General features: G+C 64.9%; 12 protein-coding genes. 7 read left to right on the top strand and 5 right to left on the bottom strand.

All coding sequences use genetic code 11. The features are described from left to right. Positions 1-195 precede the first annotated feature (195 nt). Positions 196-1,119 carry a LysR family transcriptional regulator gene (locus EJ105_RS25965; protein WP_250168639.1) on the bottom strand — a complete coding sequence of 308 codons (924 nt, stop codon included), beginning with the start codon at positions 1,117-1,119 and terminating at the stop codon, positions 196-198. Between the two features lie 158 nt (positions 1,120-1,277). Between EJ105_RS25965 and leuC the strand changes: the two genes are divergently transcribed. The 7 genes from leuC to EJ105_RS25930 all read left to right on the top strand — a co-directional run bounded on the left by leuC (position 1,278) and on the right by EJ105_RS25930 (position 9,437). Then, on the top strand, positions 1,278-2,732 hold the full coding sequence (gene leuC, locus EJ105_RS25960; protein ID WP_250168638.1) for a 3-isopropylmalate dehydratase large subunit: 1,455 nt from the start codon (positions 1,278-1,280) through the stop codon (positions 2,730-2,732). Further along, positions 2,717-3,328 carry a 3-isopropylmalate dehydratase small subunit gene (gene leuD / locus EJ105_RS25955; protein ID WP_250168637.1) on the top strand — a complete coding sequence of 204 codons (612 nt, stop codon included), beginning with the start codon at positions 2,717-2,719 and terminating at the stop codon, positions 3,326-3,328. Before leuC ends, leuD begins: the two co-directional genes overlap by 16 nt. An 81-nt stretch (positions 3,329-3,409) precedes the next feature. Further along, positions 3,410-4,732 (top strand): 2-hydroxycarboxylate transporter family protein, encoded by a 1,323-nt coding sequence (locus EJ105_RS25950; protein ID WP_250168636.1) that lies wholly within the window; start codon positions 3,410-3,412, stop codon positions 4,730-4,732. Between the two features lie 175 nt (positions 4,733-4,907). Further along, positions 4,908-5,798, top strand: a complete 891-nt coding sequence (locus EJ105_RS25945) for an alpha/beta fold hydrolase (protein ID WP_250168643.1) — start codon at positions 4,908-4,910, stop codon at positions 5,796-5,798. A gap of 1,197 nt (positions 5,799-6,995) precedes the next feature. Beyond that, on the top strand, positions 6,996-8,009 hold the full coding sequence (locus tag EJ105_RS25940) for an IS110 family RNA-guided transposase (RefSeq protein ID WP_250168635.1): 1,014 nt from the start codon (positions 6,996-6,998) through the stop codon (positions 8,007-8,009). An 872-nt stretch (positions 8,010-8,881) separates the two neighbouring features. Beyond that, positions 8,882-9,139, top strand: coding sequence for a ribbon-helix-helix domain-containing protein (locus EJ105_RS25935; RefSeq protein WP_347881345.1), 258 nt, complete (start codon positions 8,882-8,884; stop codon positions 9,137-9,139). Further along, positions 9,129-9,437, top strand: a complete 309-nt coding sequence (locus EJ105_RS25930) for a type II toxin-antitoxin system RelE/ParE family toxin (protein WP_250168633.1) — start codon at positions 9,129-9,131, stop codon at positions 9,435-9,437. Before EJ105_RS25935 ends, EJ105_RS25930 begins: the two co-directional genes overlap by 11 nt. A 108-nt stretch (positions 9,438-9,545) precedes the next feature. Here the strand turns inward: EJ105_RS25930 and EJ105_RS25925 are convergent. From EJ105_RS25925 to EJ105_RS25910, 4 genes are all read right to left on the bottom strand, one after another. Continuing rightward, positions 9,546-10,300, bottom strand: a protein-coding gene (locus EJ105_RS25925; protein WP_250168632.1) for an IS5 family transposase whose coding sequence is annotated in 2 segments (ribosomal slippage) — positions 9,546-9,967 and positions 9,967-10,300 — 756 coding nt in all. Because the reading frame shifts where the segments join, the coding sequence is not laid out codon by codon here. A 125-nt stretch (positions 10,301-10,425) separates the two neighbouring features. Beyond that, positions 10,426-11,700 carry an ABC transporter substrate-binding protein gene (locus EJ105_RS25920; protein ID WP_250168631.1) on the bottom strand — a complete coding sequence of 425 codons (1,275 nt, stop codon included), beginning with the start codon at positions 11,698-11,700 and terminating at the stop codon, positions 10,426-10,428. Then, entirely contained in the window at positions 11,697-13,268 is a 1,572-nt protein-coding gene (locus tag EJ105_RS25915) for an ATP-binding response regulator (protein WP_250168630.1), read from the bottom strand. The genes EJ105_RS25920 and EJ105_RS25915 overlap by 4 nt, the downstream gene beginning before the upstream one ends. 1 nt (position 13,269) lies before the next feature. Beyond that, positions 13,270-13,995 carry a response regulator transcription factor gene (locus tag EJ105_RS25910; RefSeq protein ID WP_250168629.1) on the bottom strand — a complete coding sequence of 242 codons (726 nt, stop codon included), beginning with the start codon at positions 13,993-13,995 and terminating at the stop codon, positions 13,270-13,272. Positions 13,996-14,327: the final 332 nt, after the last annotated feature.

Below are 14,327 nucleotides of genomic sequence, written 5' to 3'. Positions count from 1 at the left end.
CCGTGACCCGTTCAACCGCCTCCCGCTTGAACGCCTCTGGAAACACCCGACGCCGTGCGCCCATCGAACACTCCTGTGAAGCTCGCCAAAGCTAGCATGGGTGTCCACCAAAACGGGGGACGATCACAGTGAACGCTCCGCTCGCAAGTGCGCGACCGGTCGATAGCGTGCGGTCGGCGGCGACTCGCAGGGCCGCTATCGGCCTTCCGAAGTCCCGCCACCGGCAACGGCGGTCCAGAAGGCCTCGGCGGTGCTCGAAAGACGCGTGCGCGGTCGGAAGAGCTGGATCTCTATGGTGATGTCCCATGTGGTGTCGCCGGCGCGGACCAGCGTGCCCTGCGCCAGTTCCTCGCCGATGAGGCTCTTCGGGAGAAAAGCGAGCCCTCGCCCCTCCACCGCCATGGTTACCAGCAGCTTGGCCACATGAGACTCGAAACAGGGCCGGAGGAAAGCCTTTTCCGGCGCACCATCGTGCACCGCTGCGATGATGCGACCCATGCCGGATTCCGGCCGGTAGGAGAGATAGGGCAAGGCGTGCTCCTGTGAGCCCGGCAATGCGAAGGATGGGTCGCTGCCTTCTCCGGTCGGGGCCGAGACGGGGATGAGCACATCGACGCCCACGGGATGGGACAGGAACTGGCGCGGCGTCAGCAGCGTATCGGCGGCGGGGTGGTGGTGGGCGAGCAGGAACTGCGCCTGCCCCTGCAGCATCAGGCGCTCGCAGGCCACCATGTGATTGGCCACGAGATGGATGTTGGCGACGAATGGCAGCCGGTGCTCGACGGTGCGCAGCCAGCCGGGAAAGAAGGTCAGCGCCAGCGCATTGGTGGCGGCGAATTGCAACTGCTCGATGCTCCCGCTCGCCTGCTCACGGGCGATGGAGCGGCCGACCGCGAGGCGCCGCAAGACATCTTCCGCCGACTGCCGGAAGCTGTCCCCGGCCGGCGTCAGTTCCACCTTGTGGGTGGTGCGGAAGAACAGCGGCGTACCCACCCATTCTTCCAGCGCGCGGATCCGCCGGCTCAGCGCCGGCTGGGTGATGTGCCGCTCCTCCGCGGCGCGGGAGAAGCTGCCGGACCCCGACACGGCGAGGAAGTCCTCCAGCCACGAGATCTCCATGGGGGCTACCTCCGGTTCCTGCTATCATCGCGGCGTTACCGCCGTCATATCCCTGATCGTGATGCACGGGGCGCATAACGATATAGCCAGCCGGCATTGGATGTGACCCTGCCTCCTTCGCCATGCTTCCCGCCGCAACCGTCACGAAGGGAGCGAGCATGGCAGGGCCCCGCACGCTGTATGACAAGATCGTGGACGCCCACACTGTGCGGGCGCTCGACGACAAGGGGCGGGTGCTGCTCTATGTGGATCGCACCATCCTCAACGAATACACCAGCCCCCAGGCATTCACCGGCTTGCGCGAGGCGGGCCGAACGGTATGGAACCCCGCCGCCGCGCTGATGGTGGTGGACCACGTCAACCCCACGACCCCGCGCCGCACGGCGGACATGCCCGATGCCGGAGCGGCGCGGCAGGCGGCCTATTTTGCGCAGAATGCTCGCGACTTCGGCATCGAGCTGATCGACGTGCTGGACCCTCGCCAGGGCATCGAGCACGTGGTGGCACCCGAGCAGGGGCTGGTGCTGCCGGGCATGGTGGTGGCGGCCGGCGACAGCCACACCACCTCCTATGCCGCGCTGGGCGCGCTCGGCTTCGGCATCGGCACCTCGGACATCGAGCACTATCTGGCGACGCAGACCCTGGTCTACCGCCGCCTGAAGACCATGCGCATCACCCTTCATGGCGCGGCAGGTCTCGGCGTCACCGCCAAGGACATGGTGATGGAGTTGATCCGCCGCATCGGCGCCGACGGAGCGGTGGGCCATGCGGTGGAATTCGACGGACCGGCGCTTGTCGCGCTCTCGGTGGAGGAGCGCATGACGCTCGCCAACATGATCGTTGAGGCCGGCGCGCGGGGCGCGGTCATGGCGCCCGACGACAAGGTGTTCCGCTACATGGATGGGCGCCCCCGCGCGCCCCGCGGGGCGCTGTGGCAGCGGGCGCTGGCCGCGTGGGCCGGCCTTGCCTCCGACCCCGGCGCGCGCTTCGACAGGAGCTTCACCCTCGATGTGGCGGAGGTCGCGCCCATGGTCACCTGGGGCACGAGCCCGGACCAGGCGGCGCCGGTGGCCGGGCGTGTCCCGGCGCCCGAGGCCGAGGCCGAGGGCGATCCCGCGCGGCGACGGGCGGCCGAGCGGGCGCTGGCCTACATGGACCTTCGGCCGGGTACGCCGCTCGATGCCATTCCCATCAGCCACGCCTTCATCGGCTCGTGCACCAATGCCCGCATCGAGGACCTGCGCGACGCCGCGCGGGTGCTCACCGGCCGCACGGTGGCGCCGGGCGTGCGCGCTATCGTCGTGCCGGGCTCCACCGCCGTGCGGGTGCAGGCGGAGGCGGAGGGCGTGGCCGAAATCTTCCGGCAGGCGGGCTTCGAATGGCGGCAGTCCGGCTGCTCCATGTGCCTCGCCATGAACGACGACGTTCTGGCCCCCGGTGACCGCTGCGCCTCCTCCACCAACCGCAATTTCGAAGGTCGCCAGGGCGCGGGCGCGCGCACCCATCTCATGAGCCCCGCCATGGTGGCGGCGGCCGCAGTCACCGGCCGCATCACCGACGTCCGCCGCCTCGCGGCACCCGCCAGAAAGCCCGAGCCATGCTCCCTTTCGTGACCGTGGAAGGCGCCGCCGCGCCCTTCCTTCTGCCCAATGTGGACACGGACGTCATCATGCCGAAGACGTTCCTGAAGGGGATCGACCGCGCCGGGCTCGACCGGGGCGTGTTCAACCTGCTGCGCTTCAGGGCGGACGGCGCGCCGGAACCCGAGTTCATCCTCAACCGGCCGGGTTACGAGGGGGCGCGCTTTCTTGTGGTCGGCCCCAATTTCGGCTGCGGCTCCAGCCGTGAACATGCGGTCTGGGGCCTTGCGCAGCTCGGCATCCGCGCGCTCATCGGCACCTCGTTTGCCGGTATCTTCGATGACAATTGCCGCAACAACGGCCTGCTCACCATCAGCCTCGATCCGGCCGTGGTGGCGCGCATTGCCGTGGTGGTGGCGCGGCCGGAGACCAGCCGCCTGCGCATCGATCTGCCCGCCGAACGCGTGACCATCGTGGCAACCGGCGAGGAGATCCTGTTCGAGATCGAGCCGCTGCGCAAGGAGCCGCTTCTGCGCGGCCTCGATGCGGTGGGAACGACGCTGGCGGAGGCCGACTCCATACGCGCGTTCGAGGCCCGCCATCGCGCCGAGAACCCCTGGCTCGCCTGAGCCGTCCCATCCGTCGCCGACCGCCCAACGGGCCACCCGCGTGGCCCGAACGAGAAAACACGCCCATCCCAGGAGGGAACCATGTCCGACGCCATCGCCGCCGCCGAAATCCGCCCCCCCGAGGAGGCGCCCCCCATGCGGCGCGGCCTTTCCATCGGCCCACTACCTTGGCCGGTCTATGTGGGCGCCGCCGTCGTGACAGCATGCGCGGTGTGGAGCGGGCGCCTGCCCAATGACGTCATCGGTGGCCTTTCCGTCCTAATGCTGCTCGGCTTCCTGCTCGGCAAACTCGGCCAGACGATCCCGGTGCTGAAGCAGATCGGCGGAACCGCCATCCTGTGCCTGTTTGTGCCCTCGGCCATCGTCGGCTACGGGCTGATGCCCGAGGCGGCAATGAAGGCCATTGCCACCACCTTCAAAACCGCAAATTTCCAGTATTTCTTCATCGCCTGCCTGGTCGCCGGCTCCATCCTCGGCATGCCCCACAAGGTGCTGGTGCAAGGCTTCATACGCATGTTCGTGCCGCTTACGGTGGGCACACTTGCCGCGATCGCGACGGGCATCCTCGTCGGCCTCGCCTTCGGCCACAGCCCGAGGGAGACCTTCTTCTTCATCATCGTCCCCATCGTCGGCGGTGGTCTGGCCGAAGGGGTGCTGCCGCTCTCCATCGGCTATTCGGAAATGCTCGGCCGTGCCCAGGGCGAACTCGTCGCGCAGATGGTGCCGGCGGCGCTCATGGGCAATGTGGTGGCCATCGTCGGCGCCGGCCTTCTGGCGCGGCTGGGTGAGGCGCGGCCCGGGCTTAGCGGCAACGGCATTCTGGTGCGCACGGGAGACGATGACCTCTTGCAGCAGGAGGGGCCCGCCGGCGCCATCGAGCTGCCGCTGCTCGGCTGCGGGATCGTCCTGTCCTGCGCGCTCTTCATCCTCGGCACGGTGCTTGCGCCGCACACCGGCATTCCCGGGCCGATCCTGATGATCCTCGCGGCCACCGCGCTCAAGCTGTCGCGGCTGCTTCCGGTGGAGATGGAGCGCGGCGCCTACCAGATCAACCGCTTCATGTCGACGAACCTCACCTTCGCCATTCTCGTCGCCATGGGCGCCATGCTGGTCTCCTGGCAGCAGCTGGTGGCCTCATTCACCCCCGGATACATCCTCATCTGCGCTGCCTCGGTGGTGGCGATGATCACCTCCGGCTTCGTCGTGGGCCGCTGGCTCAACATGTTCCCGGTGGAGGCGGCCATCGTCACGGCCTGCCACTCGGGCCTCGGCGGCACCGGCGACGTGGCCATTCTCGGCGCCTCCAACCGCATGGGACTGATGGCCTTCGCCCAGATCGCCACGCGGGTGGGCGGGGCCATCATGATCGTCGTCGCGACGCTGCTGATGAAGGTCTTCTACTGACCGCCGGCCCACAAAAATCAGGGAGCAAATGCCCATGACCCAACGCACCAACTTGCCTGAACGGCGGCCGGATGGCCCGTCGCGCCGAAATCTCCTCTCCACCGGCGCCTCGATTGCCGGCATGGTGGGCGCCGGCCTCCTGCCGCGGACAGCCTTCTCCACGGAGACCAGACCCATGGACGACACCGGCATTGCCAGGCTCCTTCCCGGCTTCCGCCAGCAGCGCATCAAGACCTCGGGCGCCGAGATCAACACCGTGGTCGGCGGCAGCGGACCGCCGCTCCTGCTGCTGCACGGCCACCCGCAGACGATGGTCTGCTGGCACAAGGTGGCGCCGGCACTCGCGGGGAATTTCACCGTCGTCGTCACCGACCTGCGCGGCTACGGCGACAGCTCCAAGCCCGACGGAGGACCGGATCACATCGCCTATTCCAAGCGCGAGATGGCGAAGGACCAGGTGGAGGTGATGCAACAGCTCGGCTTTGCCCGCTTCGCCGCAGTGGGCCACGACCGCGGAGGGCGCGTGCTGCACCGCCTGCTGCTCGACCATCCCGATGCGGTGACGAAGGCGGCGGTGCTCGACATCGCCCCGACGGCCACCATGTACGCCAAGGTGACGAAGGATTTCGCCACCCGCTATATGTGGTGGTTCTTCCTCATCCAGCCGGCGCCACTGCCGGAGACGCTGATCGGCAACAATCTCGATTTCTATGTCGAGACCCACATCGCCAAGCAAAACAAGACGTCCGGCGCCATCGATCCCGCCGCCTTTGCCGAGTATCGGCGGTGCTACACGCGCGAGACGCTGCACGCCGTCTGCGAGGACTATCGCGCATCGGCCGGCATCGACCTTGTGCACGATGCGGCGGACGCCGACGCCAGGATTGCCGTTCCCCTCCTCGCGCTGTGGGGCGCCAAGGGTGTGGTGGGTTCCACCTACGACGTGCTTGCCACTTGGCGCGAGAAAGCTCGGAACGTGCGCGGCGGCAGCCTGCCCTGCGGCCATTACCTTCCGGAGGAAGCGCCGGCCGAACTGCTCGGCCAGCTTAGGGGTTTCCTGGGCTGACACCCCTCTCGGCGCACGTATAGGCTATGGAAGGTGGGGCCTCCATAACGGACCCGCTGGATGTCCGCCTCGGGTCACCTTTGACCCTTGCAAACAGCGCTACCCTCTTCGGCCCGATCACTAGGGCTCGACAAATCCTGAAGCGCAGTCCCGTCAAAAGCGGCAGCAGGGACGGCGGTTGCTGTGACCCATAATTCAGATCGGCAGGATGGCACCCTCTCTCGCACGACGTATCCGTCACGGAGAGTGCTCAGATCGGCGACCAAGCAGCGAGAAGTGAGGGCTGGGCCGCATGATGACAAACGGAGGCTACCCTATTGCTTTTAAAAGAAGACCCGATCGCCGCGGAGAGATGACATCGGCGTCTACCGACCTCATGACAAACCAGAGGCCCTGGCAGCACGGATTGCCAAGCCGAGCATCTCATAGACCATTGAATTTTGGAGCAGACGGGATTCGGATGCAGGTACGATCCGCGCCACGCCCCTGCCAAAGCGTGCCAATCAGCTTCCAGCACGGGGACAAAAACGGACGCCTGCCACGGAAATATCAAAGCAACTATTAGTTGCAATGGCGCGCCAGTCAGGATGAAGCTGCGAACACATATGTAATTGATATTATTATATAAATATGCCCGTCTCGCTCAGACACGATGCACGAACGCATGGCCGCGGACATCCTCGGGGCCTCCTTGCCTCAAATTTTGGGAAGAAGGCGCCCAGGAATCAAGGGGGCGGTTCAAAGAGCGGTCTACCCCCCCCCCCGTCCACTTTTTCGAGGGGCGATCAGCCGACGAATCGCTCGGTTTGCACCTGATGGGCCGAGAGCAAAGTTCAACGATCCTCCTGGGGGGAGCGGATGCCGGCGGGGTCTCTGCCGTCCGCGGTCAATATTACTCAATTGACATTAGACGCTTGGTCTGAAAGCAGCCATGCGACGACGTTTGGTGCTGCGCCGCATGCGCGCCATCTCAGACGCCATGTCCGTCACGGACAAACGCGAGCTTCGGGGTCGCCATCAATGTGGCGGACCCCACCGCGCCGCCGCGAGGTCCGCCGTGAGCAAGGCGTCCTCGATCGATAACAATTGCCTCGCCAGCAGGCCGTTACGGATTGAACTGATGGGGTGGATGCCCCCTCCGGACGGCATCGTATGATGTCTGCGCAGCTCCTTGGGGCGCTTTCAGGGGAGGAGCACATGCCAGATGTTCATGTCCTCGCGATCGACCTGGCCAAGCGGAGCTTCCAGGTGTGCGGCACGGATCGGGGCGGGGCGGTTCTGTTCAACCGGACGGTGTCCCGGTCGAAGCTGATCCAGTTGTTGAATGCGCAACCGCCCTGCATCGTGGCGATGGAGGCCTGCGCCACGAGCCACTATTGGGGCCGGGTTGCACAAGGCCTTGGACATGACGTGCGGCTGGTCCCGCCGATCTACGTGAAGCCGTTTGTGAAGCGACAGAAGAATGATGCCGCTGACGCAGCCGCGATCGCCGAAGCGGCGCTGCGTCCGAACATGCATTGCGTGGCGGTCAAGAGCGCCGAGCATCAGGCACGTGCTGTGGCCTTCAGGACCCACCAGTGCTTCGTCCGCCAGCGCACCCAACTGATCAATGCCCTGCGGGGCCATCTGGCGGAGTTCGGGCTGGTCGTCGCCCAAGGACCCGCTCACCTCAAGCAGATCATCGAACTGCTCGCTGAAGCAAGGGCGGAGGTGCCGGACACCGTCAGGGAGATCGTCCAGCTCTACCTCGACCAGATCGATGTTCTCACGCGCAAGATCGATGAGCTGTATGGTCGGCTCAGGGACGCGACCCGGGAGAATGCCGAGATGCGCCGTCTCTGCACGGTCCCCGGTGTCGGTCCTGTCACGGCGGGCGCCGTCCTCGCCTTCGCCCCCGATCTGCGTGCCTTCTCGAGCGGCAGGACCTTCGCGGCCTGGCTGGGGCTTGTGCCGAAGCAGCGATCGACGGGCGGCAAGACGCGGCTCGGCGGGGTCAGTAAGATGGGACAGACCGACATCCGCAAACTTCTGATCGTCGGCGCCATGAGCCGGATCCGATGGATCGTCCGCAAGGGCATCCCTCCGGACAGCTGGCTCGGGCGCCTTGTTGGGCGCAAGCCGCGCATGGTCGCCGCCGTCGCCCTGGCCAACAAGATGGCCCGCAACATCTGGGCAATGATGACCCGCGAACAGAACTACAGGATGGCGTGAGCGGAGGCCTTCCAGCGAAGGCAAATCAGCAAGCGCCTCGGGGCTGTGAGGTCCCGGCAAGGAGATCGACTGACGACCTATGCGGCAAGGACTTCAATGTTCAGGACGGGGAAAACCAGTCCCGGGGCTCGAGCGCAAAGCTCTCTGAACCGATGTGGACCCTGTTCTTCGAACTGCATACCGGCCCCGTGGCACAGGCCACGACCAGAGGCCTGACACACGACCGATAGAAGCTCCAAGCTGCCCAAGTCCGTCAGAAAATCCCCTTGCAAAACCGGGGGCATCCACACACGCCCAGCCCCGATCCGTGCCGCATACCTGGAAGCTCCGCTTGGCCAGGTCGATCGCGAGGACATGAACATCTGGCATGTGCTCCTCCCCTGAAAGCGCCCCAAGGCGCTGCGCAGACATCATACGATGCTGGTCGGAGGGGGTATCCACCCCATCAGTTCAGAGGCCTACGCGCCGTCCTACTGCACGAGATCGGGCAAGCCAGAAGCGGGGAGACAGACGTCACCATCGGCTTTGAGCAGGAGCTGACCGACCTTCTTGGGAAAGTCGCCGCGGAAGCCCTGCGCAAAGCCCCAACGCCCTCGCAGGAGCGGCCGCAAGAGCCGGCCAAGGATCGAAGCCCCGATCTCCCGGCCGCATGGCACCAGCCGCAAGCGGCGAGCCGCCAACCTGGCCCCGCGAAGGAGCCCGGCTTCTGGGGTCGGGTGTTCGGCAAGAGTTAGCCGCTGCGCCACCTTCGACGGCGATGCCCCGCCCCTTGCCTATTGCACAGCGCAACGGCGTGTTGTCAGTATGACAGTGTCATATCGTGTGCTATAAGGGAGGAAAGAAAGGGTGCGAACATGAGAACGAGTAAACCGGTGACGGTCACGCTGGGCGACATGGCGGAGCGGGTCGATGCTCTGCGGGTGTCCGGGCGCTATGCGTCCACGAGCGAGGTTCTGCGCGCCGGGGTGCGGGCTCTGGAGCGGGAACAGGCGGCGCTGGATGCATATATGCGGGAGGAAGTCCGCAAAGCCCTCGATGATTCGCGGCCAAGCGTCCCGTCGGAGGATGTGTTTGCGCGGCTGAAGCGGCGCCACCAGGAGGAAGCGAAAGCGGCCGAGCGTGGCGTTTAAGGTCGTATTCCGCCCCCGGGCGGCCGAGGCGCTTGATCAGCTTTACACCTATATCAGCGAGCGCGGCGGCGCGGACGTGGCCCTTGGATATGTTCTGAAGATCGAGGAGCAATGCGCGCGCCTGGCGGAGATGCCGGAGCGGGCACCCCTCCGGCCGGAGGTTGGACCTGGTGTGCGCGTGCTCTCATTCCGGCGTCGGATATCGATTGCCTACCGGATCACGGGGAAGGTGGTGGAGATCCTGGGCGTGTTCTACGGCGGCCGCTTCATGGAAGGTGCGCTCAGCGACGATCTGTAAAGCGCCAGGCGGGGCTTGAAGTCTCGCCGCCACTTCCTACGTGGAGCGGGTTCCGAAATAGCCGCAGTGTGTTTGAGAGGTCACCCCCCTAGGCTCAGGCCTCATTGATCAGAGCCAGAAGATGACGGTGGCTGCGATGCAGATGGCAGAGAAGAAGGTGTGAGCGCATCGTTCGTAGCGTGTGGCGATGCGGCGCCAGTCCTTGAGCTTGGCGAACAGGTTCTCGACCTTGTGGCGCTGCCGGTAGAGGGTTTTGTCGTAGGGATAGGGCCGCTTGCGGCTCCGCGATGAAGGAATGCAGGGATCGATGCACTTGGCGGCCAGTGCCTCGCGGAACCAGGCACTGTCGTAGCCCCGGTCGGCGATCAGGCATCTCGCCGGCGGCAAGGCATCGAGGACGAGGCGGGCGCCCTTGTGGTCGCTCATCTGGCCCTCGGACAGCACCATGATGATCGGCCGGCCCTCGCCGTCGCAGACGGTGTGGAGCTTGGAGTTCAGGCCGCCTTTGGTGCGCCCGATACGACGGGGAACATCCCCTTTTTAAGCAGGCTTGCCGCCGTGCGGTGGGCCTTCAGGTGGGTGGCATCGATCATGATGCGCTCGGGTCTCGGCCCTTCGCCGGCGAGGTTGGCGAAGATCCGGTCGAAGACCCCGAGCCGGCTCCAGCGGATGAAGCGGTTATACAGCGTCTTGTGCGGGCCGTAGTCCTTCGGCGCATCCTTCCATTGCAGGCCGTTGCGGATCACATAGACGATGCCGCTCACCACCCGGCGGTCATCGACTCGCGGCACCCCATGGGCCAACGGGAAAAACGGCGAGATCCGAGCCATCTGACGCGCGCTCAACAGGAACAAATCACCCATGACGGCCTCCTCAATGGAGACTGTGAATCACATCCAGAACGCAATTAATAGGTCCTGAGCCTAGGCCATCTGGCCATGGAAAATTCTAGGTCCGCTGCGGCCGTGCTGGCGCAGGTTGTTGACGCTCAAAAACCTATGAGGCCACGCGGGTTTTGGGAAGTGGCCGGCTTCACTGCTGTCGTCCGGCCGCTCATCCAGGGCGGATAGATGAAACGTTCAGTATTGTAGGGCTCCGGCGCGATCATAGACAACGATTTCCGGTAGTCCTGGATCTGGTAGAAAATGTGGGGCATTCCGAGAGAGGGATCGTGCGTCACCACGGGGTAGGGAACCACCGCCTGCCAGTCGGGATGGTAGCGGATCGTGCCGTGGACGCTACGGTAGATCATGCCTTTGAGAGCGAAGGCAACCTTGCGGTTCTGCTCGAAATCGCCGGGCGGGCCGGAACCGCCCGCCATAGCGGCTGCTACCGCATAGTGGTGCATGTTGCTGTAGGACTGGCAGCCGATCGTCGCGGTCGAGCCCTCGCCAAAGCGCGCATTGTAGCGGGTCTCGAAGCGCTTGCCCATTTCATCGCGCAGAAGGCCGATCACCGAGGAGACGATAATCCCGTCGCAGGCCTCTTGGGCGATGTCGTTGAAGGTGCGGTGCATTGCACCGTATTGCAGATAGACTATGCAATCCATGGGGTTGGCCCGAAACTGCCGTTGGAAATGCGCGAGGTCGACCGCATAGAAATGCGTGTTCGCGAGCACGGCGGGATTAGTGCAACGCACTTCCTCCAGCACATCCCGCCAGTGGTGGGTCGGAGTCTGCACGATCTTCGGCCCGAAGGCCACCTGCCAGCCGAAATCGGCCGCCGCCTTCGCCATCGCATTGGCGATGACGATACTATAGGGCTTCGAGCCGGAGATGATGGCGATGCGATTGGAGTGCGGCGTCCATTGCCCGGAATCGCGCAACCACGATATGAACTTGATAAACCCGGGCCCGTACCAGTAGTCCGCCGGATCCGCCATAAAGCAGCCGAAATAGCGATCAGGGTCGCTCATGACAGTGTCGTGGTGCTGCAACAGCGTATTTGCGTGGACATAGATGATTCCCGCATCCGCAATCGGCTCGTATTCCGAGTTCTGCGGGCCAATATTGTAGCCGTTAACGATGGCGTGGACCTTGTGCTTCTCGATCAGCCACCGAGCCGCACCGACGACTTCTTCCGCCGTCTGGCGGCAGGTATCGGCGAAGATCGGCTTTATCGGCCGACCGAGCAGCCCGCCGCGGGCATTGAGCTCCTCCACAGCGAGGATCATCCCCTTGCGGAACTCGGCGCCGTCTGCCGCCGAAGGGCCGGTAAGCGGCACCATACTGCCAATGGGAACGGGTTCAGAGAGCGTGTTCACGGCATGTGTCTCCGAGGCGGAGCCGATGTCGGCTCACCGACCGTCACCAGCGAAGGCTCGAACAGCAGATTGTGCATCAGCACGCGCAGCCGCGGCGGGCTGACCGGCTTCACCAGCACTGGCAACCCAGCGCTGCGGATGCTCTCGATGACGCGGGGCTCGGCATCGGCCGTGACGATCATCGCCGACACGTCGGCGCCGACGGCCCGGCGCAGCCGCTCCACCACGTCCACACCCATGCGGGCCTTGAGGTTGTAATCGGCCACGATCAATCGCGGTGACACCCCGCTTTCGATCAGCCGGATGGCCTCGGCCTCGTCCGCCGCCGCATGCACGTCGATGCCCCAACGCCGTAGCAGCTGGGTCATGGTCTCGCGCAGGATATCGTCGTCCTCGACCAGTATGACTGACGTGCCGACGAACTCGCCGGCGACGGTTTCGCTAATCTCCACCTCGTTCGCGACGCTGTGCCAGATGTTTCCCAGCGGGACCGTGACCGAGAAGATCGACCCGCGGCCAACTTCCGAACGAAGGCGGACGGGAAGCTCAAGCAAGTCGGCCAGACGCTTGACGATATTGAGGCCGAGGCCGAGGCCGCTCTTCTGCCCGCGCTGTTCTTCCGAGCGGAAGAACTCGTCGAATACGCGTTCGCGGTCCTCCGGGCGGATGCCGCGTCCCGTATCCACCACCTCGATGCGTAGGCCGTTCGCCTCGCGCCGGCAGCCGACGACGATGCCGCCGACCTCGGTGAAACGAACGGCATTGGCGACGAAATTGCTCAGGATGCGTTCGAGCAGGGCGCGGTCGGTTGCAATCGTGCCGTGCGGCGGCACAAAGACCAGGCGAAGCCCCTTCTCGCGCGCCTGATGGCGGAACTGGACGTCGAGCCGCTCGAACAACTGTGACAGCTGGAACGAGGTGATGCGAGGCTCGACGCGGCCGGCATCGAGCTGGCCTATCTGAAGAAGCGCGCCCAGCAGGTCCTCCATGATGGAGGTGGCGATCTCCATGGCATGCAGCATGTCGGAACGATGCTCGGGATCCTCCTCGCGAATGCAATTGTAGATAAGGATCTTCAGGGAGGCGAGCGGCTGGCGCAGGTCATGGTTTGCGGCCCGCAGAAACCGCGACTTGGCCTCGTCGGTCGCCTCCGCGGTCTCCTTCGCTAGCTGGAGCGCCCGCTCGTTGCTCTTCACCGCGGTCACGTCCGAAAACGACATCGTCATGCCGCCAGACGCGGTCGGCGCCTGAGTCACATTCAGCACCGTGCCGGCGGCGAACAGGTAATCCGCGCTGCTTTCCGCGCCGAAGGCCGCGATCTGCTCGCGCTCCCATGTGTCGGCATCCGTCGGCAGCACGCATTCACGCGAATGCGCCATGGTGGCAATGAACGCCTCGAATGTGATGCCGATTCGCACCGGAAGATCCCAGCTACGCCGGAAGCGATCATTCGCATAGACCAGCTGCCGTTCACGGGACCAGATCAGCACGCCGAACGGGAGTATATCCAGTCCGGCGAAGATCTCACTGAGGTGGACCGACCCGGCAGGGACAGGCGGATCGCTCACGTCAGACGTGCTCCCCCGCGCCGAAGCGGCCGATGGCGTAGTGCACCGCTGCGGCCCTATCGCGGATGTTGAGCTTACGCATCGCATTTCCCAGATGCACCCGGACCGTCTGGCTGCTGAGCTCGAACTCCTCGGCAATGCGCTTCACGGAATAGCCGCGGCCAAGCAGGCCGAGGACGTCGCGCTCACGCGGCGTGAGCAGGTCCAGTTCGTCGCGCGGCTCGGCGGTCGTGGTGGCTGGGGATGCACCGGGGGGAAAAGCCGGCGCCGACGCCGCGACGGTCGCAGGGGCCGGATCGGCGGCGGGCTTCGCCGTGTTCGCCCCCGCCGAGCGTTCGATGATCCTCCGTGGAAAGCTCACCTCTCCACCAAGCACCCGCTCGAGAGCGCGCTCTATCTCGGGGCCGCCAGCGGATTTCGGGACGTAGCCGATGACGCCGTGCTCGACGGAGCGCAGTACGTGGTCGACATCCTCGTGAACCGAGATTACCACCACGGGCACGTCGGGAAAATTCGTTCGCAGCTTGTGCAGGCCGTCAAAGGCATTGAAGCCGGGCATGACCAGATCGATGAGCACCAGGTCGATGTCCGGATGCTCGACGAGCAGGACTGCTGCCTCATCGAAGGTCTCTGCCTCGAAGATTTCGAGCTTCTGACGCAGGCGCCGCATGACCTGCTTTAGCGATTGACGGACCACCCAATGGTCATCTGCGATGAGGATCTTCATATGGTCAGCGATCGCTGCTTCCGACGGCCGTTGACGCCCCCGACGCGATATCGCGTCAACCGAGCCTGCGCACCCACGAGGTTATCTAGGATCCTTCTGTCACGATTGTGACTTTATTTAAAGGGGGCTGACGAATTTGCGCTAGCGAAAGAACGCGGAGCAGCCATTCGTTTGGCCATGACCAAACGAAACGTCTAGCTTCGACGTGCCGACCCCAGGCGGTGTCGCATCCACTTTCTGGGGCAGGTGGGGCGTAGCTAGCAAGAGAGCGCGCAACCTGCGGGAGAGACGAACCGTATGGCGGACTACCTGACCGCAGGATCGTACAGGAA

This window comes from Xanthobacter aminoxidans (assembly GCF_023571765.1).
GTDB lineage: Bacteria > Pseudomonadota > Alphaproteobacteria > Rhizobiales > Xanthobacteraceae > Xanthobacter > Xanthobacter aminoxidans.
Note: the sequence above shows the minus strand (reverse complement) of the source record. Positions and strands in the feature narration are given on the sequence as shown.